The organism is Serratia sp. C2(1), from assembly GCF_036352655.1.
In the GTDB taxonomy this organism is placed as follows: domain Bacteria; phylum Pseudomonadota; class Gammaproteobacteria; order Enterobacterales; family Enterobacteriaceae; genus Serratia; species Serratia inhibens.
Genome location: NZ_JAZFBA010000001.1, coordinates 555,494 through 575,700 on the forward strand (window position 1 = coordinate 555,494; position 20,207 = coordinate 575,700).

Sequence of the window (20,207 nt, forward strand, 5' to 3'; positions counted from 1 at the left end):
CAGGAAAGTCTTCCAGAGCCAGAGGGTAAATGAATGATGATGACGGTAATTGTGCCAGTATTGTAACATTAATGAGAATTAAGCTAAACAGCGAAGAAAACTGTTTGTTAAATGAAAATAATTCGGGTAGATTTCGAATTATTCCATTTAAGCACGGATAACCCTTATGTCTGAACGCACCTCTGCGTTGCCTGCTGCTGCGCAGAATATTAATCAGCAGGTAACCACCCGCAGTTGGTTTATTCCGTTGATGATGCGGATTCATTTCTATATTGGTCTTTTTGTAGGGCCGTTTTTACTTATTGCCGCATTAAGCGGAATATTTTACGCATTGACGCCGCAAATTGAATCTCGCCTGTATGCCGAGCAGCTGTTTAACGACAGCTCCGGGCCGACACTGCCGTTAGAACGGCAGATAACCGCCGCTCAGGCGGTAGCACCGCAGCAGGCTTCGCTGTCGGCGGTAAGGCCGTCACCTGGTGAAGGCGAAAATACTCGAGTGTTGTTTAACGTTGCGGGATTAAAAGCCTCGGAACGGCTGGCGGTGTTTGTTGACCCGGTGACGGCGCAAACGCATGGCGCGATGGCGGTTTATGGCACCAGTGGCATATTACCGCTGCGCACCTGGTTGGATCAATTTCATCGCAGCTTGTTGCTGGGGGATTTGGGCCGCAATTATAGCGAGCTGGCCGCTTCCTGGCTGTGGATTGCGGCGCTGGGCGGTTTGATCCTCTGGGGCGCGCGCAAGCGCAAGAACAAGGAAACGCGGCATAGGCGCAAAGGTTTACGTTGGTTGCATGAGAAAAGCGGTCTGTTGCTGCTCATCGGCCTGTTGTTCTTTTCCGCCACCGGGCTGACCTGGTCACAGTGGGCCGGTGAGAATATCGGCGCGCTGCGTCAGCAACTGGGCTGGGCGACACCCTCGTTGTCTATGACACTTGGCGGGCAGCGTGCGCAGCCTGCTGACGAGCATGCCGAACACCGTGGCCACAAGATGCACATGCCAATGGCTCAGCTGCCTCATGATCCTGCCATGTATGACAGAGCGCTGGCAGTCGCGCGTGGGGCAGGCATTGATGCCGCCAGGGTTGAAATCAAGCAACCGGCCTCCGCAGGCCAGGCCTGGGCGATGATGGAGATCGATCGCAGTTGGCCGACGCAGGTTGATGCCGTGGCAATCGACCCCGCGACGATGGCAATCGTTGATCTGGTCAGGTTCGAACAATACCCGCTCGCGGCAAAGTTGACGCGCTGGGGCATTGATCTGCATATGGGTATCCTGTTCGGCCTGGCAAATGAACTGGTGCTGGTGGCCTTCGCCGCCGGGCTGGTAGCGATGGTAGTGATGGGGTATTTGATGTGGTGGCGCGGCCGGCCCACACGAGCAGTGCGTAAACCGCTGCGCTCACCCTTTATGTTGCTGCGCAAAACACCCAAAGGGCCGCTGTTGCTGATTGTCGGCTTCACGCTGCTATTGGGATTCTGCCTGCCGGTAATGGGCGTTAGTCTGTTGGCCTTTTTACTGTGCGATCTACTGTGGTTTCTGACAGTACGGCGGAATGAACCGCACCTATCGACAAAGTGAAGTTTGTAGAAAAGCCTTTCCTCTTCTACACTTAGAGAACAACAAACGTACGTCAAGAGGACAAACCATGACTAATAAGCTGGTTTTAGCCGTTTGCACTGCAGCGACATTTTCCATTCTTGCCGGCTGTACCGCTTATGACAGGGCCGCCAGTTACGTGAAGGAGCCTGTGGTAAGCGATGTAAAGGTAGGGATGACTAAACAACAGGTGCGGGCAATTGCCGGCCCACCGTCAACCTCTGCAACGCTGGTGAATGCGCAGGGGACTTGCGACACTTATGCGGTGGCTCCACGCGACGGTAAAGTGCAAACCTATTTTGTCAGTTATAGCGATACCGGTCATGTGATGAACAAGGGATATCAGACCTGTTCAGACTATGACTCTCAGCCTAAATAAGCCTTACTGCGCTGAACAATAAAACCTCGCTTTGGCGAGGTTTTTCATTTTTTAACCGCCAGCCGCATGAAGTTTAAGCAAATGCGCTTTTTACTGCATTTTTTTTCATGAAACAGTAGACATTTCATAACGGTATCGCTAATATCTGCGCCCATTGGAAGGATGGCCGAGTGGTTTAAGGCAACGGTCTTGAAAACCGTCGAGTGTAACAGCTCCCAGAGTTCGAATCTCTGTCCTTCCGCCAAATTTAGCCGGCTTAGCTCAGTTGGTAGAGCAACTGACTTGTAATCAGTAGGTCACCAGTTCGATTCCGGTAGCCGGCACCATAAAAGAAGCCCCAGCAGAAATGCTGGGGCTTTTTCTTTATCGGCTAAACGACTGTGTCCAGTAGCGTAGCTGACGTGGAACCGCTCAATGCTATTTGCGGTGCGGTATAGTGCAGGTCTGCGAGCGTTTGGCTTAGATCACGGTTGCCCAGTGAGAAGACAATATCCTGGCTGTCAAAGCTGTGATTGCCGTTGTTATCGATAATCACATAGAGAGAATTACCCAATTTTATCGCACCAACTTCAGCCAGCGAGCTTTCACTGGCACTCCCGGTCGCTTTACTGAGAGCTGCGGTGAATAATGATTGGGCATCAGCCGCCCCTCCGAGAGTGGAGAACAAGGCATTGAGATTAGCTGAGCTACCGTAGTCACCGTAGGAAACCAACGATTTGTCACCGGTTGATGAAAACGTCCATTGCTGACCGTCAGCTCCAGCATTGATACGATCGACAGACGCGTTGTAATCGGTGATTTTGACCGACCCGGCAATGGTGCTTTGCGTAAAACTGAAAGTATCTCCCTGATACCCAGACCCATGTCCAGCGATTGTCGTGTTGCCAACCACGCTGAAACTGTCATCCTGCGATTGGCCCTCGATAAACAATTGCTTGCCGGCTAGCGCACTGATGATGCCACTGAATTGGCCACTATTTTGTAAGGTGCCCAGTGTGCTGTAAAAATCACCGCCGCCAGTTCCACCTTGTTCTGAATGAATATCAACGCTGACAGGAGCAATATTGCCATTGGGGTTATTTAGCTCGTCAATGTAGATATGCGTCAGTGAATCACTGAAGTCCGATCTGATATTGAGCTTCAGAACATAGTTGTTTTGCCCGCCAAGAGCAAAGCCGTTCAGACTGATATCCGTAACGTGATTGTTACCTCCAGACAGCGTCAATTCGGCGTTGGTGAAAGAGGATGAAATCTTGAGGGTTTCTTTAACCGGCCGGTTAGTATAGTGGCTGGTCAGAGCGAACGTCCCTGCGTTGATTGCCTGCGTATTGTATTGCGTTGGTACCGCATCGGTATAAGGGTTGAACTCCCTGCCAATATCGATGTTGAGGTCGGTTACGGTGTTTGCTCCGCGAAACGTTGCCAGCTCGACATGAACCTTACTGGCCGCAGTGGTGTCATTAAATACCCGGACGCTGGTCGGTAAATAACCTCCCGCACCGAGATAATTGTTTGCGTTGTACAAATGGACGTTGTCTGCATATCCCGTCAGTGCAAAACCGGTTGGGGTAGTCAATGTTGTCGAGGGTTGCGTGATGTTGCTTAGATTGCTATAAGCCGCGTTGTAGATAATGGCGTTACTTTGCATCACGCCAAAATCAAAGGCGTGCTCACCTTCTGTTGCCTCCTGCTGCCCATCAACAAATATACGCCCACTACCGGTATATCCCGCCAGATCGATGTAGTTAAAAAACTCAAAGTTACTGGCGTTGGTCGTGATGGATGCAGACTGGTTGCCGCCTGCGCCCGTCGTAATATAGATGTCTTTGGTAATAAAGTTGGCGGAAAGTATTGAGGTGTTTCCTGAGCCATACTCCGCCGAGCCGACGGCGCGGAAGTTACCGCTCACGTTATTGCTCCCACCGGCTATGGCGTTGCCGCTCCAGGTGAGTATATTGAAGCCGGCGCCAATTTTGATATAGGCTTTGGAAATACTCAGATCTGAATCTTGGCTGACGATGACCTTGGTATTATCAATGTCGGTTAACCTTACAGATTCCGTTTCCGTTTCCGGATCCAAATGCAAAATGATCTCATTCATTGGTTAATTATCCCTATTAATCTGCGTAACGACTTGCGGGGGTTAATTGCCCGTCCAGATAAAGACATCAAGCAAATGCTTCTTCTGCAGGAGCAGAGACGGCGTTCAGAATCACTTGTGGAGAGGAGTAGTGTGTCTCGACTACCGTCTGGTAGAGATCGTGGTTGCCGAGTGAGAACACGATATCCTGATCGTCAAAAGTGTGGTTGTTGTTCTTGTCTATCACTACGTACAGGCTATTACCCAACTTCAGGGCGCCAACTTCTGACAGTGCATTTTCACTGGTACCGCCAGTAGCTTTGCTGAGCAGGGCGCTGAACAGTGATTGAGCCGAGCTGCCGGCAGCGGTGTCGACAGAGTTAAACAGGGTATTCAACGCCGTACTGTTGCCGTAATCTCCATAAACGGCCATCTGTTTTTCCGCCAGTTTGGAGAAGCTCCAATGCTGGTTCGCATCCCCAGCGTCAATCTTGGTGCTGCCAATATATTGGGTAGCGATTTTTACCATACTGTCGACAGTACTATGGGCGAAAACGACTTTATCGCTACCCCCGACCCCGTTCACCGTGGTATTGCCAACGACGTTGAATATGTCGTCGCCATTTCCCCCATTCGCCGTCAACTGCTTGCCCGCCAACTGGGTGGTCAAACTGTCGAAACGTCCGCCGTTTTGTAACGATTTGAGGTTAGCGTAAAAATCTCCACCACCTGAGCCACCGATATCCATTGTTAGCTTGAGGCTCATTTGCGGGAAATTAAGTTCGTTTTGAAGCGAGTGGCCGACCGTTTCCAGCGAGTCGCTGAAATCTGCTTTCACATGCAGGTCGATAGTAAAGTTATGCCAAAACGCACCTATGCTGCTGACATCAATATCCGTCACATTATTATGGCCACCCGATAGGGTGACGATGGTATTAACCGAGTGGACCGAGAGGGTAAACTTGACTTGCTGCTCTTTATTGCCGTAATTGGTGATATAACCGATGGTGCCAACGTTATAGGTAAAACCATAGTTGGGTGCAGCCCCGGTTCCGACATTAAGATCCCGCATAATATCAATGGTATAGGCATTAATTTGACGTACTTCATAAGAACGGTGTTCTGATTCGAGCATCAGATTACTGGCTGCGGTCAGATCCTTGTCGATGATCAGCGTGCCGTCAGTCAATGTATTAATAATATGCAGATTATCCACTTTTTCCGACAGCAGCAGGTTGGGGTTGGCGTACACATCCGCCTGCGTCAGGTTTTTCACCTGCGAGAAATTCGGGTTGTGGATGGTGGCTCTGCCCACAAGGAGCCCGGAATCGAAGACATTTGTGCCATCGGTGCCGGCCAGTGAGCCATCAAGATAAATATCGCCGGTACCGCGGTAGTTGGTTAAATCGATATAGGCATAGTTGCTGAAGTTTTTCAGGTTGGTGCTGATGACGCCGGAGAGGCTGCCGTCCCCGGCTGTAGTCAGGTGGACCGTTTTGGTAATGAAATTGGCGTTGAGGATTCCCTCGGAAAAGACGGCATATAAATCGTTGCTGACTTTATTTGAGCTGCCATCCACCGAGTTACCTTGCCAATCAAGCCGATCGGTGCCGCCTCCCAGTGTGATTTTTGCATTTAGCGTGCTGAGATCGAGGCCTTTGGCGAAAACAATGGTGTCATTCTCATTACCCAGCAGGATATTGCCGCTGAAGCTGGACAGGTTGGTCTGATCGATGGACAGAACAATATCTTTGCCATGGTTGGCCAGAGAACTCAGAGTAATGCTGTTTCCCGCGTGACTCCCGGTTAGCGTGATGACTTTGACATTCGCAGCCAGGCTTAGATCAACGGTGGCGTCATGTATCACATTGAGCGTCAAGGTGCTGAACATCGACAGTTCAGCATTAGTCAGCTGGTGGTAATGACCGGAGTTCACCGTCCCCGATGGATTCCCCCCGTTTGCGCTGGTGTCCAACATTGGCGCAGTTTTATAACCAAGGGATGTGCCCAGCGCGTTTTCATACTCAAACACTTTTTGGCTAGAAACCGGGTAATTGCTGCCAATCAGGCTTTCGCCATTGCGGAAGTAGTCGATCACCAGCAGCGTAGCCTTTAACTTGTCATTACCAGCCCGCAGTAAGATGGCCTGAGATTCCACGGTGGTGAGTTTATGTTGTGTGCCATGCAGTTGGTAATAGACTTTTTCATAGTTGGATGCATGGCTGAACTCTGCATTTTTAGACAGAAGCTTCAGTAAATCATAATTGCTGGTACCGCTGGCTAACATTTTGCTCCAGGTTTCCAAGCCAGAAGCATCGATCCCGCGGCCTGCCAGAGTCATGTAGATTGAAGCGACGTGCTCCTGGTATTCGGCTGCGGGTAGTTCCCCAGGGGAATATACATGCTCAATTTTGGCCAGTTGCTGCTGGGCCACGCTATCTGCAGGTGCGGTGGAAGACCGTAGATCATTGATGATGGCGGCGACTACATCACCCCGGGTGCCGCTGTTATTATTGATAATGTCGAGATAATGATTAATGTCGCCCTCTGCAGGCGGTCGTTTGTGGGTTTGCGCGTAGATGGTTTTGATAAAGTCGCTGTCATTAAGCCCGCCGAATTTGTCCGCTTTGACATTAACGAATTTCTGAGCAACTTCAGCAAAGGTATTTTTGCCAGTGCTGATGACACTTCCCCAGTAGTTGATGCCGCTGCTGCTGGCGATGGAGCCCAGGGCATAAAACAGTGCAGAAACGTCCTCTGCTCCGGAGTGCTGCTGCGGAGTGCCATTAAACGCCGGGTAGAGCGACTGGTTGATAGTTTCTTGTTGAGCGTGCTGATGTTCCAGTGTGGTGCTGTCAGTGCCCTTATAGCTATCAAGCGTGTTAAACACATCTTGTGCAATATTGCCGAGCGCTTTCCCGCCATTGAGCTGTGTCAGTAGCGGTTGTAACTGTTCTTGAGTTGGGGGAACTGAATTAACATTCTGATAAATAAACGTTATTTTTTGTTCGTTATTCATTGTGCCATAGTGTTTTTGGCCTTCCGGACCTTTGATAATCCAGGTGGCTAATTCAGCGGAGCTCATTCCGGCCATCAGTTTTTTGGCAAAGTACTCGACGTCTTTAAACGCAGGTTTACGGCCCAGTGTGGCGAAAAAAATCCCGGCGGCATGTTGTTGATATAATAAAACGTTCATAAATACAGTTCCCTTAAGTATGAATAAATCCTAAAAAATATAGTACAAAAGAGGGGGCTGTGTTTGCCCGCGGCCGGTTAATATTTGTGTTTATTCCCAGGGTAAAACCCTTTTTTATTTATACTGTTTTTTATTTTATTAGTGTTTGATTGTTATTGATTTTTATTTTTCATCGGCGAGAAAGGAGACGGTATTTAAGAATATCCTTATTTTGGGAATGTTGATATAAAGAGGGAATAGGTTTATTGAGATACAATTAGGGTGATATTTATATTATTGATCCTTTTAATTATTTCCCTTTAATTTTTTCAGCCCTCATGGAGACATAAAAAAACCAACCGCAAAGGGTTGGTTTCTCTAAGGATGTTTGGTCGGCATGAGAGGATTTGAACCTCCGACCCCCGACACCCCATGACGGTGCGCTACCAAGCTGCGCTACATGCCGACGCTATGGCAAATTATACTACCCTTAACCAAGATCAATGCAAGAGTAGCAGCGTCTGATTGCTTGTATTTTAAGCAGTTAGTTGGCAATGAAGCGTTTAACGTCAGTCAGCACCTGCAACAGCAGGGTAAGCTGCGGTTTCTCGTCTTTTATTTCTTTGTCGTTTTTATCGTACGCCCGATAAGTGCCATTGCCGTCCAGCACCATGGTTTGTGTTGGCGTAGTGATGATCAACAGGTTGTTATCACCGGTGGCGACCCAGTTATTCCTGCGCTGTGCGGTGAACAGGTCTTCACCCTGCGAGTAGTCATTAGGCGCCGTTTTAACGTGCAGTAAACGCTGCATCAGCGTGCGCATCACATCGTTATGGCCGGTCAGCTTATTGATGGTCTGGGTCGGCGTACCCGGCCAATGGATTACCAGCGGCACCTGCAACTGTTGTTGGTTATAACTGGTGCCCGCGCCCCAGTAGCCTTTACCAGTATCATTGAATTCAACACCGTGCTCTGCGGTAATCACCACCACTGTTTTATCCAGAACGCCACGTGCTTTCAGCGTGCCGAGCACTTCGGCAATCTGGGTATCCACTTCCTGCGCGCCGGTGCGGTAACGTTGAATAAAGTCGGCTGGGGCCGGTGTTTTTTCATTGGCCGCAGGTTCAGCGCCACGGAAGTTGATATAGGAGAACCACGGAGCCTTGTTGTTCTGATCGTTCAGCCAACGCTGCCATTGCTGTGTGGTTACCGCATCGTCTTGCCTGGCCGGTGCCGGCAGCGAGAAGTCGGTCAAGAGCGCCTGACGGTACAGGCTGGCATTAAAGCCGTCTGACGAGAACAGGCCAAATTGATAACCTTGGGCGCTGAGCGCGTTCACCAGGGCAGAAGGTTTGCGCGCGGCGAGAATGCTGTCCAGATAGGTCGGTGAAATACCGTAAAACAGGCCAAACAAGCCGGTATCCGCATGATTGCCCGAACTGTAGTGATCGCTGAAGCGAATGTTTTCCTGTGCGAAGCGGGCGAGGGCAGGCATATCCTTTGTCATATCCTGGGTGCGAACGCCATCCACGACGATCATCAGCAGGTTATAACCGCTGCCTTTGTCGCTGTAACTGAGATCGTTGAGCGGGTATTCCACCGCTACGGCCTCCGGATTGCCCTGTTGCACCAGACGGCGCTCATACTCTTGCGGATCGAGCAGGCCGTGTTTCTCAAGGAATTTACGCGCAGTCATCGGGTAGGAAAGCGGCAGGTTGGCCCGCTGCATGGTAATTGGGCGATAGAAATTGGCGTCGGCCCAGATATAAATCAGGTGCGAGGCAAAAAAGGCGCTGATGAACAGTACGGCCAGCGGCTTGCCAAAGTGTTGGCGGTTCAGGCTGCGAAGCTTTTGCCAGCTCCAGGTGCCAAACAGCATCTCCACCAGGAAGATAACCGGCACGCAGATGAACATCAGCTGCCAGTCGCGAGCCAGCTCGCTTTGATCCGGATTAACCACCAGCTCCCACACCACCGGGTTAAGATGCAGGTGGAAATGCGTGAACACTTCGCTGTCTACCAGCAACAGTGTTAGCCCTGTAGTGGCCAGCGCGGCGGAAATAAACCGCAGCAGCCGCTGCGACATCACCACAAAGGTGAGCGGGAATATCACCAGCAGATAGCCGGCGAAAACGATAAAGCTGAAATGCCCCAGCAAGCTGACCAGGGCATAAACCCGGCCCAACAGGGAGGCGGGCCAGTCGGTGACAAACAGGTAGCGGCTACCCAGCCCGAGGGCGAGCAGAATATTGAATAAGGCGAACCAGTGCCCCCAGCTAATCATCTGGGAGACTTTTTCACGATAACGCTGACGGTTTGTCACCATAAGTAATTATTAATGCGCTTTGTCTTCACGAATAGAAGCTTGCAGAGCTTCTGCAAACGATCTTGCCAACGTCTTCCGCTGCGCGGGAGCGACGCTGGTGTTGATCAGATTAGTTACCATGTTGCCCAGCACCATCAGAGAAAGATCGGTGGGAGTATGGTGTTTTTCCAAAACATTGACCAGCTCAGAGAGCAGTTGTTCAACGTGTTCGTCACTGTAACGGGATGATTGTGGCATAAAAATTGCGCTCAAAGCCTGACAAAGTCCCATATCTTACCGTATAGAGCCGTGATTTTCCGCTCTTTTATAGCGTGGTACTCGTTAAGGTAACGATCGTTTGCCGATCCTGCTTTCCAGTTGCAGGGCGAAGCCTTCAGTGCTTGAATACGCGCTCAAAGAACAGGAGGATTTATCATGAGTCTGGATATCGACCAGATCGCTCTGCACCAGTTGGTAAAACGCGATGAACAAACGCTGGACGTGGTGCTGCGCGACTCTCTGCTTCCCACCAATGCGGCGGTGGAAGAGATGATGGAGGAGCTGCATCGTGTCTACAGTGCCAAGAGCAAGGCTTATGGCCTGTTCAATGAAGGCAGTGAGCTGGCGGATGCGCTGCGCACCTGCCGCAAGGACGATAAGGACTTTCTGGCCTTCAGCCGTGCGGCGACAGGTCGCCTGCGCGATGAACTGGGCAAATACCCCTTTGCCGAAGGCGGCGTGGTGCTTTTTGGCCAGTATCGCTACCTATCGACGGAGTATTTGTTGATCGCGGTACTCAACAGCCGCAACAGTTCGCGCGTCAATGAAGAGCTGGATATCAACACCACCCATTATCTGGACATCAACCACGCCGATATCGTGGCGCGCATCGATTTGACCGAGTGGGAAACCAACCCGGAATCCACCCGTTACCTGACCTTCCTGAAAGGCCGAGTGGGCCGCAAGGTGTCCGATTTCTTTATGGATTTTCTGGCGGCGGCCGAAGGGCTGGATACCAAAGCGCAGAACCGGGGCTTGCTGCAGGCGGTTGACGACTACTGTGCCGACGCCCAGTTGGATAAAAATGAGCGCCAATCGGTGCGCCAGCAGGTTTACAGCTACTGCAACGAACAGCTGCAAGCCGGCGAGGAAATCGAGCTGCAGGAACTGTCGAAAGAGATCGCGCCGGTGGGCGAGAAAGATTTTCTGCAATTTTCCAGCGAACAGGGCTATCAACTGGAAGACAGCTTCCCGGCAGATCGTGGCACTTTGCGCCAGTTGACCAAGTTCGCCGGCAGCGGCGGCGGCATCAGCATGAACTTTGACGCCATGCTGTTGGGGGAGCGGGTGTTTTGGGATGCGGCAACGGATACGTTGACCATTAAAGGCACGCCGCCGAATTTGCGCGATCAGCTGCAACGCCGGTTAAACGGCGGCAACAAGTAACGTTTGCCGAATCGCAGACAATAAAAAACGCCGCAATTGCGGCGTTTTCTACTTCGGCGTCCCGAAAAGCTCGAAGACGTTGCGATTACGCGCGAACGAAGTCGATGTGGGTCAGTTTTGGCTTGAACGGGTGACGCTGTACAGCCTGAACCTTAACTTTGGTTTCTTTACCGTCGATAACCAGAGTTACTGCTTCGCTGTAGAATTCTGGTTTAACTTCCATGTTCTTTACAGAATCATGGTCTAATTCGATGGAAACTGCAGCTTCTTCGCCACCGTAAACGATAGCTGGGAATTTGTTAGCTGCACGCAGGCGGCGGCTCGCACCCTTACCCTGGTCTTTACGTACTTCTACATTGATAGTGAACATTGTTTTTTCTCTTAAAAGAAAATTTACCCTGTTAAGGCGACCCAGTAACAGGTTCGATAAACCACTTTAGCACCGGGCGAACCCAGCTAAAGCGGGCGGCATTTTAACGGAAAGCCGTCGGCAGGGCAATGGAAACCTCCCGAATCTGCGCGATGCGGGCATCAATACAGCTCGTTGGCCCGGCGGAAGCGGCCCTGATAATCGAACACTTTTTCCCGAATCTGCCAGAATTGCCCACGTTTGCGCGCCACGACAAAATCCGGATGACGCAACAGTGTCTGTTGGGCCAGCACGTCGGCGGCGGTTTGCCAACTGAACGGCACCCCCGGCGCGCGTTGATGCGGGCGCAGAAACAGCATCTCGAAGGCTTTGCGCTGCGCCGGCGTTTGCAGGCGGAAACGCTCGCTGGTGCTGGTGCCGTCTTCATCGTAATAGGTGGCCTTCAGCCACTCGCCTTTTTCATCGCGCCCGCTTTGCAGTTCCATGCCGCCGCAGCGCAGAACCAAGGCGTCCTTCAGTTTCAGCGCCTCTTTCAGCATGTCGTCGGGATCGACCAGTACTTCCTGGCATTGGTGGCAGCGGCGTGCGGCAATGTCGTTTTCTGCGCCGCAGTGCGGGCAACTCTTGAAACGAAAGCGATAGTCGCACTGTTCGCGATGCCCATCATCGTCTTCTAGCCAGCCCTGGCAGCGGCGGCCGTAATGCTCGATGACGTCGCCATTTTCGGTGCATTTTCCCCAGAACAGGTTGGCGAAGCCGCAGCCGGGGCAAAATACCTGTACCGGCTGGCTGTCGCTGTGCGGTTTGCTGACGCCGACCTCAGGTGTGAACAGATCGTGCGGATTACCGGCGTAATCGAGGATCAGGCAATCCTCTTTGCCCGGAGCCAGCCGCAGCCCGCGGCCGACGATTTGCTGATAAAGGCTGACGGATTCGGTGGGGCGCAAAATGGCGATCAGATCGACATGCGGCGCGTCAAAGCCGGTGGTCAGCACCGCTACGTTGACCAGATAACGCAGCCGCTGTTGTTTGAACGCCTCAATCAACGCATCCCGCTCGGCGGCCGGCGTTTCGGCGCTGACCAGCGCGGCCTCACCGGCCGGCAGCAGGCCGTGGATCTCACGCGCATGTTCAACGGTGGAGGCGAAAATCATCACCCCTTTGCGCGTTTCGGCATATTCGACGATCTGGCTGATGATATGCGGCGTGATGCGATTTTGCTGTTTCAGCTCGCGGTTGAGGTCTGCCTCACTGAACAAGCCGTTGCTTCTGGCCTCCAGGCGGCTGAAATCGTACTGCACAATGGGCATGTCGAGCCGTTCCGGCGGCACCAGATAGCCGTTCTTGATCATGTAGCGCAGCGGCAGTTCATAAATGCAGTCGCGAAACAGGCTGCCGGCATCGCCGCGGGTAAAGCCGTGATAGTGATACTGATAAATCCAACCCTTGCCCAGCCGATAAGGCGTGGCGGTCAGCCCCAACAACCGCAGCTGCGGATTGGATTTTTGCAGGTGCTGAATAATTTGCTGATACTGGCTGTCATCGTCGTCGCTGATGCGGTGGCACTCGTCGATAATCAGCAGGGAAAATGCGCCGTCGAACAGCGGCAGATTACGTGCCACGGACTGTACGCTGCCGAACACCACTTTACCGGCGCTGTCTTTTTGCTGCAGCCCGGCGGCAAAGATATCCGCCTCCAGCCCATAGGCGCAGTATTTGGCGTGGTTTTGCGCCACCAGCTCCTTCACGTGGGCCAGCACCAATACCCGGCCGCGCGCACGTTTTGCCAGTTCGGCGATCACCAGGCTTTTGCCTGCGCCGGTCGGCAGCACAATCAGCGCCGGTTGCGAATGCTGGCGGAAATGTTTGATGGTGGCTTCGACCGCTTCCAATTGGTAGGGGCGTAGAGTAAAGGCCATGAATTAACGCCGTTGGTTGAAATGGGCCGCCGGGAACAGGTTTTGCAACCTTTGATCCCATAGAAACAGTGACATTTTACTCCTCAGGCGGCTAAAAAATTTCTATTATTATGCCTTCTGAGCGCATGAGGTGCGAGAAGTGCGGAAATTACCTCTGTCAGGGGGCCGTTTCCGCCGCTATACTCCTGTGACAGTAATCGCTGTTTCCCCCTCTCCGAACCTGCCCTGTTGCGCCTGGTGCAACGGCGGGCGTCATATTTTAGCAATACGATCAATGCGATCATAACAACGACAGGCAAAGCAGATTCAATGCGACTGGACAAGTTTTTATCTCAGCAGTTAGGTGTTAGCCGCGCGCTGGTAGCGCGTGAACTTCGGGCAAAGCGCGTCACCGTGGACGGTGAAGTGGTGAAGAGCGGGGCTGTCAAACTGACCCCGGAACAGGAGGTGGCGTTTGACGGCAACCCACTGCAACAGCTGAGCGGCCCACGTTATTTCATGCTCAACAAGCCTCAGGGTTACGTTTGCTCTACGGACGATCCCGATCACCCGACGGTGCTGTATTTCCTCGATGAGCCGGTCGCTTATAAACTGCATGCCGCCGGTCGGTTGGATATCGACACCACCGGCCTGGTACTGATGACCGACGACGGGCAGTGGTCGCACCGCGTCACCTCACCGAAACATCATTGTGAGAAAACCTATCTGGTTACGCTGGAGCATCCGCTGGCGGAAGATACTGCGCAGCGGTTTGCCGAAGGCGTGCAGTTGCATAATGAAAAAGATCTGACCCGTCCGGCGCAGCTGGAAAAAATTGAAGACACTCTGGTGCGTCTGACCATCAGCGAAGGGCGTTACCACCAGGTGAAACGCATGTTCGCGGCGGTCGGCAACCGGGTTATTGAGCTGCACCGCGAGCGGATTGGCGCCATCGTGATGGATGAAGATTTGGCTCCGGGCGAATATCGCCCGCTGACTGAAGAAGAAATCGCCAGCGTGGGCGCGCCACATTTGCAGGACTAACGGCTGCGGCTGATTAAGGAATCGTTGAACGTGCAACAGAACCGGTCATCTCACCTCGGTTTGATTTTCATTCTGGGCCTGCTTTCCATGCTGATGCCACTGGCCATCGACATGTATCTGCCCAGTATGCCGGTGATAGCCGAGCAGTTCGGCGTCGAGTCGGGTAGCGTGCAGATGACGCTCAGCGCCTATATGCTCGGTTTTGCCTTGGGGCAGCTGTTCTATGGGCCGATGTCTGACAGCATAGGGCGCAAACCGGTGATCCTCTGGGGAACGCTGATCTTCGCCATCGCCGGAGGTGCCTGCGCCATGGCGCAGTCGATCGAGCAATTGATCAACCTGCGTTTCCTGCACGGCCTGTCGGCGGCGGCGGCCAGCGTGGTGATTAACGCCCTGATGCGCGATATGTTCACCAAGGACGAGTTTTCGCGCATGATGTCGTTTGTCATCCTGGTGATGACCATTGCGCCCTTGCTGGCGCCGATGATCGGCGGTGCGCTGCTGCTGTGGTTCAGCTGGCATGCGATTTTCTGGACCATGGGCGCAGCGGCGCTGATCGGCTCTCTGCTGGTGGCGTTCTTTATTAAAGAGACGCTGCCGAAAGAGCGGCGGCAGAAATTCCATTTGCGCACCACGTTGGGCAATTTCGCTTCGCTGTTCCGCCACAAGCGCGTGCTGAGCTATATGTTGGCCAGCGCCTTCTCGTTCGCCGGCATGTTCTCGTTCCTCAGCGCCGGGCCTTTCGTGTACATCGAATTGAATAACGTTTCTCCGCAGCATTTTGGTTATTACTTTGCGCTGAATATCGTGTTTCTGTTCCTGACCACCCTGATCAACAGCCGCAACGTTCGGCGGCGTGGCGCGATCAACATGTTCCGCCTGGGGCTGCTGGTTCAGTTGGCGATGGGGCTGTGGTTGCTGGCGGTAAGCGCCATTGGCCTGGGGTTCTGGGCGCTGGTGCTCGGCGTGGCGGTTTATCTGGGCTGTATCGCCATGATTTCGTCCAACGCCATGGCGGTGATCCTGGATGATTTCCCGCATATGGCGGGTACTGCATCCTCGCTGGCCGGTACACTGCGCTTCAGTATCGGTGCTCTGGTGGGGGCGATACTGTCGATGGCACCAGGCAAGAGCGCTTGGCCGATGGTCTCCTCCATGGCGCTGTGCAGCATCGTCGCGGTGCTGTTCTATTTGTATGCCAGCCGTCCACGCAACAACCTAGCCTGATCCTCCTGCGATTTTATCCTGCATAACAAAGGCCAGCCTGGCGCTGAGCCTTTGTTATGCCATTTTTCCGAACCTTCCGGCCGTTCTGCTGACAATGGGAATTTTGTTGCTAAATATAAGCGCGCTAATTAAATGGGCGGCGTGCACTCTGTGTGCTTTTTGTTAAAAAAAGCGCAGGGCGTGCTCAGGCAATTATAGGGCCTCACCGTATTATCTTTGCCTGAATGTGGCCTGTAATTTATTTTATGGCTATTTAAAATCAATGGGTTAATTGATGTTTGGGCGTGAGTTGTCGAAGTTAAATGTTTCTTCAATGTAAAATTATGAAGAGTGAAAAGTAACCATATTGCAAGAAAAAAGAGTTGAGATCACACCGGGAAAGGGTTACATATAACGCAAAAATGCGAGCTGAGTCGCAAAATGGCGTGAAATGACATTGCGCGGAGCACCAAAACAGCACGACATCAGCAAGCGCAGGGGCTGGTTAATAGGTTGTCACATATTTTACATTTAAATAACATATGTGCGCGGCGGAGTCGGTTCTCAACGGCTATAACTTAGTTACCCTGTCAGGTAAAAACTGTTTCACTTTTCAAACTAGGGATTTCATGTGGATAGTATCCAACTTTCGGTAGTGCATCGCTTGCCGCAAAGTTATCGTTGGCTATCAGGTTTTACCGGCATCAAGGTTGAACCGATTCCGCTTAGCGGGATAGACGAAGATAACAACCTGATTGGCTTGAAACTGCTTAGCCACGAAGGGGCGGACGCCTGGCAGGTGATGCAACAGCTCAAGCTGTCTTTGCAGGAGATTCAGGTCGATTGCGCCATCGTGGAATGGGAAGGGGAAGCTTGCCTGTTTGTGCACCGCAGTGATGAAAGCGCCACCTTATGCCGGTTAAAAAACGTGGGTGCCGCTATCGCCGAGCCACTGAGCGCACAATATCCTTTCTGAGCCTGCTACTAGTCTGCCAACTGTAACAGCTGCTGCGTATAAGCGGCGGCCGGCGAGTTAAAGATCGTCTGGCAGTCACCCTGTTCAACCACTTCTCCTTGTCGCAGTACGATCACCTGATGGCACAGCGAGCGCACTACCTGTAAATCATGGCTGATAAACAGATAAGCCAGCCGGTGGCGCTGTTGCAGCGACTTCAGTAGCGCCAGGATTTGAGCCTGCACCGATTTATCCAGCGAGGAGGTTGGTTCATCCAGTATCAGCAGCTGCGGTTGCAGAATCAGCGCCCGCGCGATGGCGATACGCTGGCGCTGGCCACCGGAAAATTCGGTAGGGTAGCGGTGGCGCAAGGCAGGATCCAGCCCCACCTCCTGTAAAGCGTCAATCACCCGTTGTTCACGCTGTTCTGCGCTCAGTTTTTGGTGAACCTCAAGCCCCTCGGCGATAATTTGCAGCACGCTCAGCCGTGGGTTAAGCGCAGAGTAGGGATCCTGAAACACGATTTGTATCCGGCTGCGGTACGGCAGCATCTGTTTCAGGCTGAACTGGTGCAGCGGCTGGCCGTTAAACCAGATAGCGCCGCTGGCGGTCAACAGGCGCAGCAGCGCCAGCCCGGTCGTGCTTTTACCTGACCCTGACTCCCCCACCAATCCAACGCTTTCTCCGGCCTTAAGCTCAAAACTCAGCCCCTTCAGCGCGTAATGATGATCAACCGTGCGGCGCAACAAGCCGCGCTTGATCGGGAAGCTGACCTGCAAGTTTTCCACTTTCAGCAGCGGTACTGCATCCGCCGGCAACGGCAGAGGATCGCCGACATTCTCTGCTGCCAGCAGTTGCCGGGTATAGGGATGTTGCGGCTGGCTGAACAGGCCTGCCCGGCTGTTCTGCTCTACGCACTGGCCGTTGCGCATCACCGCCACATTGTCCGCCAGACGACGGACGATATTCAGGTTATGAGTGATAAACAGCAGCCCCATGCCCATTTCTTGCTTGAGTTCTTTCAGCAGCAGCAGGATCTGCGCCTGAATGGTCACATCGAGCGCGGTGGTGGGTTCGTCGGCAATCAGCAGTTTGGGCTGGGTCAATACCGCCATGGCGATCATGACCCGCTGGCGTTCGCCGCCGGAGAGCTGATGCGGATAGTCTTTCAACCGGCCTTTGGCGTTGCGAATGCCGACGCGATCCAGGCATTGAATAATTTCCCCGCGCGCTACGTCGCGCCGCATGCCACGGTGCAGGGCCAACACTTCCGCCAACTGTTTCTCAATGGTGTGCAAGGGATTGAGCGACACCATAGGTTCCTGAAAAATCATCGAAATCTGGTTGCCGCGCACTTTACGCAGTTCGGCTTCCGGCGCATGCAGCAACGAGTTGCCATTGAACCGAATATCCCCACCGGTATAGACCACCGGCGGCGAAGGCAGCAGGCGCAGCACCGACAGCGCGGTTACGCTTTTGCCGGAGCCGGACTCACCCACCAAGGCCAGAGTTTCCGCCTTTTCTATCTGCAACGAGATGCCGTTGACCACCTGATTCAGCTGGTCTCCCTGACGGAAAGCGACGCTGAGATCCTGAATTGAAAGCAGTGGAGTGCTAGCCATATCAATGCGCCTTACTGGGGTCAAAGGCGTCGCGTATGGCTTCGCCGATAAAAATGAGTAAAGACAGCAGCACCGCCAACACCAGGAATGCAGTGATGCCGAGCCACGGCGCTTGCAGGTTGTTCTTGCCCTGCAGCAACAGTTCACCGAGCGACGGAGAGCCGATCGGCAGGCCGAAGCCCAGGAAATCGAGGGAGGTCAGTGTGGTGATGGAACCACAGAGGATAAACGGCAAAAAGGTCAGCATCGCCACCATCGCATTGGGCAGCATATGTCGGTACATAATGACCCGATCCGGCACTCCCATAGCGCGTGCGGCGCGGATGTAATCATAGTTGCGGGTGCGCAGAAACTCGGCGCGCACCACGCCGACCAGGCTCATCCAACCAAACAGAATGGTGATGCCGAGCAGCCACCAGAAATTGGGTTGTACGATACTCGACAGTAAAATGATCAAAAACAGCGTCGGCATGCCCGACCACACCTCGATAAAGCGTTGGCCCCACAGGTCAAAACGGCCGCCGTAATACCCTTGCATCGCGCCGACGCAAACGCCAATCACGCTGGAAAACAGCGTCAGCGCCAATCCGAACAGCATCGAAATGCGAAAACCGTACAGCACGCGCGCCAGAACGTCGCTGCCGTTGCCGTCGGTGCCTAACAGGTTTTGGCGCGAGGGGGCTGAGGGGAAGGGCACCTCAGTGGCGAAGTTGATAGTGTCGTAACTAAAGCGAATCGGTGGCCAAACTGCCCAGCCGTGGCGGTCGATCTGCTGTTTTACGAACGGATCCTGGTAATCGGTGGCGGTATTCAGCTCACCGCCAAAGGTGGTCTCGCTGTAATTTATCATGAACGGCAGGTACAGGCGGCCTTCGTAGCGCACCAGCAGCGGGCGGTCGTTGGCAATCAGATTGGCGGCCAGGCTGAGAATAAACAACACCAGGAAAATCCACAGCGACCAGTAACCGCGGCGATTACTGCGAAAGCGCGCCCAACGCGCCTGGTTGATCGGGCTTAAGCGGCTCATTGGCGGGCCTCGAAATCAATGCGCGGATCGACCAGGGTATAGGTGATATCGCTGAGGATATTCAACAACAGGCCAATCAGGGTAAAAATATACAGCGTGCCGAACATCACCGGATAGTCGCGCTGCAGGGTGGCATCATACCCCAGCAGCCCCAGCCCATTAAGCGAGAACATCACTTCAATCAGCAATGAACCGGTGAAAAACATGCTGACGAAAGTCGCCGGGAAGCCGGCGATCACCAGCAGCATGGCATTGCGAAATACGTGACGATAAAGGATCTTGTTCTCGTCCAGCCCCTTGGCGCGCGCGGTCACCACGTACTGTTTGCGGATCTCGTCAAGGAATGCGTTTTTGGTCAGCATGGTCAGGGTGGCGAAACCGCCAATCACCGTCGCCAGCACCGGCAGCGTGATATGCCAGAGATAATCGGCAATTTTGCCGTACCACGACAGGCTATCGAAGTTACTGGATACCAGGCCGCGCAATGGGAACCAATCCAGGTAGCTGCCGCCGGCGAACAGCACGATCATCAAAATGGCGAACAGGAAGGCCGGAATGGCGTAGCCGATGATAATCAGGGTGCTGCTCCAGGTATCGAAGGCACTGCCGTTATGCACCGCTTTGCGAATACCGAGCGGGATCGACACCAGATAGATAATCAGCGTGCTCCACAGGCCCAGAGTGATGGAAACCGGCAGGCTATGGCCAATCAGTTGCATCACCGACGCGCCGCGGAACAGGCTGTCGCCAAAGTCGAGACGCATGTAATTCCATAGCATGGTGAAATAGCGTTCATGCAGCGGTTTGTCGAAACCATAGCGCTTGGTGATTTCGGCAATCACTTCCGGATCCAGCCCGCGAGACCCTCGGTACTGGCTATCCGTCGCGCTGCCGACGCCGATCTGCGCATGTCCCAGGCCTTCACCTGCGCCACCGCCGCCAAAACCGCTGCTCTGGCCCATCTCGATGTTGGCAATTGCCTGATCGACCGGGCCGCCGGGCGCGATCTGCACGATGAAAAAGTTAATGGTGATGATCGCCCACAGGGTGGGAATAATCAGCAACAGTCTGCGAATCAAATAAGCCGCCATCGCCGA

15 protein-coding genes and 3 tRNA genes are annotated in these 20,207 nt (G+C 53.2%); 8 read left to right on the forward strand and 10 right to left on the reverse strand.

Features of this window, described 5'->3' with window-relative positions; all coding sequences use genetic code 11:
* Positions 1–166: 166 nt before the first annotated feature.
* The 4 genes from V2S86_RS02585 (at position 167) to V2S86_RS02600 (ending at position 2,308) form a co-directional block, all read left to right on the forward strand.
* Positions 167–1,585 carry a PepSY-associated TM helix domain-containing protein gene (locus V2S86_RS02585; RefSeq protein WP_330761096.1) on the forward strand — a complete coding sequence of 473 codons (1,419 nt, stop codon included), beginning with the start codon at positions 167–169 and terminating at the stop codon, positions 1,583–1,585.
* 67 nt (positions 1,586–1,652) lie between these two features.
* Positions 1,653–1,982: an osmotically-inducible lipoprotein OsmE gene (gene osmE, locus V2S86_RS02590; RefSeq protein ID WP_006317915.1), complete on the forward strand. Its 330-nt coding sequence runs from the start codon at positions 1,653–1,655 to the stop codon at positions 1,980–1,982.
* A gap of 156 nt (positions 1,983–2,138) precedes the next feature.
* Positions 2,139–2,226 (forward strand) — tRNA-Ser (locus V2S86_RS02595).
* A gap of 6 nt (positions 2,227–2,232) precedes the next feature.
* Positions 2,233–2,308 (forward strand) — tRNA-Thr (locus tag V2S86_RS02600).
* Between the two features lie 44 nt (positions 2,309–2,352).
* Here the strand turns inward: V2S86_RS02600 and V2S86_RS02605 are convergent.
* The 5 genes from V2S86_RS02605 to V2S86_RS02625 all read right to left on the reverse strand — a co-directional run bounded on the left by V2S86_RS02605 (position 2,353) and on the right by V2S86_RS02625 (position 9,800).
* Positions 2,353–4,083 (reverse strand): hypothetical protein, encoded by a 1,731-nt coding sequence (locus V2S86_RS02605; RefSeq protein WP_330761097.1) that lies wholly within the window; start codon positions 4,081–4,083, stop codon positions 2,353–2,355.
* A 67-nt stretch (positions 4,084–4,150) separates the two neighbouring features.
* Positions 4,151–7,258 carry a DUF4214 domain-containing protein gene (locus V2S86_RS02610; RefSeq protein WP_330761098.1) on the reverse strand — a complete coding sequence of 1,036 codons (3,108 nt, stop codon included), beginning with the start codon at positions 7,256–7,258 and terminating at the stop codon, positions 4,151–4,153.
* A 368-nt stretch (positions 7,259–7,626) separates the two neighbouring features.
* A tRNA-Pro gene (locus V2S86_RS02615) sits at positions 7,627–7,703 on the reverse strand.
* Positions 7,704–7,781: 78 nt separating this feature from the next.
* Positions 7,782–9,563, reverse strand: a complete 1,782-nt coding sequence (gene yejM, locus V2S86_RS02620; RefSeq protein ID WP_330761099.1) for an LPS biosynthesis-modulating metalloenzyme YejM — start codon at positions 9,561–9,563, stop codon at positions 7,782–7,784.
* Between the two features lie 9 nt (positions 9,564–9,572).
* A complete protein-coding gene (locus V2S86_RS02625; RefSeq protein WP_006317912.1) occupies positions 9,573–9,800 on the reverse strand; it encodes a YejL family protein in 228 nt (75 codons plus the stop codon).
* A gap of 177 nt (positions 9,801–9,977) precedes the next feature.
* Here V2S86_RS02625 and yejK point away from each other — a divergent pair, with 177 nt between their 5' ends.
* On the forward strand, positions 9,978–10,988 hold the full coding sequence (yejK, locus tag V2S86_RS02630; protein WP_004947114.1) for a nucleoid-associated protein YejK: 1,011 nt from the start codon (positions 9,978–9,980) through the stop codon (positions 10,986–10,988).
* An 85-nt stretch (positions 10,989–11,073) separates the two neighbouring features.
* On the opposite strand, the gene rplY is transcribed toward yejK, so the two are convergent.
* Together rplY and V2S86_RS02640 are read right to left on the reverse strand one after the other, a co-directional pair.
* Positions 11,074–11,358 (reverse strand): 50S ribosomal protein L25, encoded by a 285-nt coding sequence (rplY, locus tag V2S86_RS02635; RefSeq protein WP_330761100.1) that lies wholly within the window; start codon positions 11,356–11,358, stop codon positions 11,074–11,076.
* Between the two features lie 161 nt (positions 11,359–11,519).
* On the reverse strand, positions 11,520–13,277 hold the full coding sequence (locus tag V2S86_RS02640) for a DEAD/DEAH box helicase (protein WP_330761101.1): 1,758 nt from the start codon (positions 13,275–13,277) through the stop codon (positions 11,520–11,522).
* 309 nt (positions 13,278–13,586) lie between these two features.
* Here V2S86_RS02640 and rsuA point away from each other — a divergent pair, with 309 nt between their 5' ends.
* The 3 genes from rsuA to V2S86_RS02655 all read left to right on the forward strand — a co-directional run bounded on the left by rsuA (position 13,587) and on the right by V2S86_RS02655 (position 16,482).
* Positions 13,587–14,300: a 16S rRNA pseudouridine(516) synthase RsuA gene (gene rsuA / locus V2S86_RS02645; RefSeq protein ID WP_330761102.1), complete on the forward strand. Its 714-nt coding sequence runs from the start codon at positions 13,587–13,589 to the stop codon at positions 14,298–14,300.
* Positions 14,301–14,330: 30 nt separating this feature from the next.
* Positions 14,331–15,527 carry a Bcr/CflA family multidrug efflux MFS transporter gene (locus V2S86_RS02650; RefSeq protein ID WP_330761103.1) on the forward strand — a complete coding sequence of 399 codons (1,197 nt, stop codon included), beginning with the start codon at positions 14,331–14,333 and terminating at the stop codon, positions 15,525–15,527.
* A 610-nt stretch (positions 15,528–16,137) separates the two neighbouring features.
* Entirely contained in the window at positions 16,138–16,482 is a 345-nt protein-coding gene (locus V2S86_RS02655) for a YejG family protein (RefSeq protein WP_004947098.1), read from the forward strand.
* Positions 16,483–16,490: 8 nt separating this feature from the next.
* Here V2S86_RS02655 and yejF read toward each other — a convergent pair whose 3' ends face one another.
* From yejF to V2S86_RS02670, 3 genes are read right to left on the reverse strand one after another with little or no spacing between them, the layout of a single operon-like run.
* Positions 16,491–18,083 (reverse strand): microcin C ABC transporter ATP-binding protein YejF, encoded by a 1,593-nt coding sequence (gene yejF, locus V2S86_RS02660; protein ID WP_330761104.1) that lies wholly within the window; start codon positions 18,081–18,083, stop codon positions 16,491–16,493.
* Position 18,084: 1 nt separating this feature from the next.
* The gene (locus tag V2S86_RS02665) at positions 18,085–19,110 is read right to left on the reverse strand and encodes an ABC transporter permease (RefSeq protein ID WP_330761105.1); all 1,026 of its coding nucleotides are present in this window, start codon (positions 19,108–19,110) and stop codon (positions 18,085–18,087) included.
* Positions 19,107–20,201, reverse strand: a complete 1,095-nt coding sequence (locus V2S86_RS02670; protein ID WP_330761106.1) for a microcin C ABC transporter permease YejB — start codon at positions 20,199–20,201, stop codon at positions 19,107–19,109. Before V2S86_RS02670 ends, V2S86_RS02665 begins: the two co-directional genes overlap by 4 nt.
* Between the last annotated feature and the right edge of the window lie 6 nt (positions 20,202–20,207).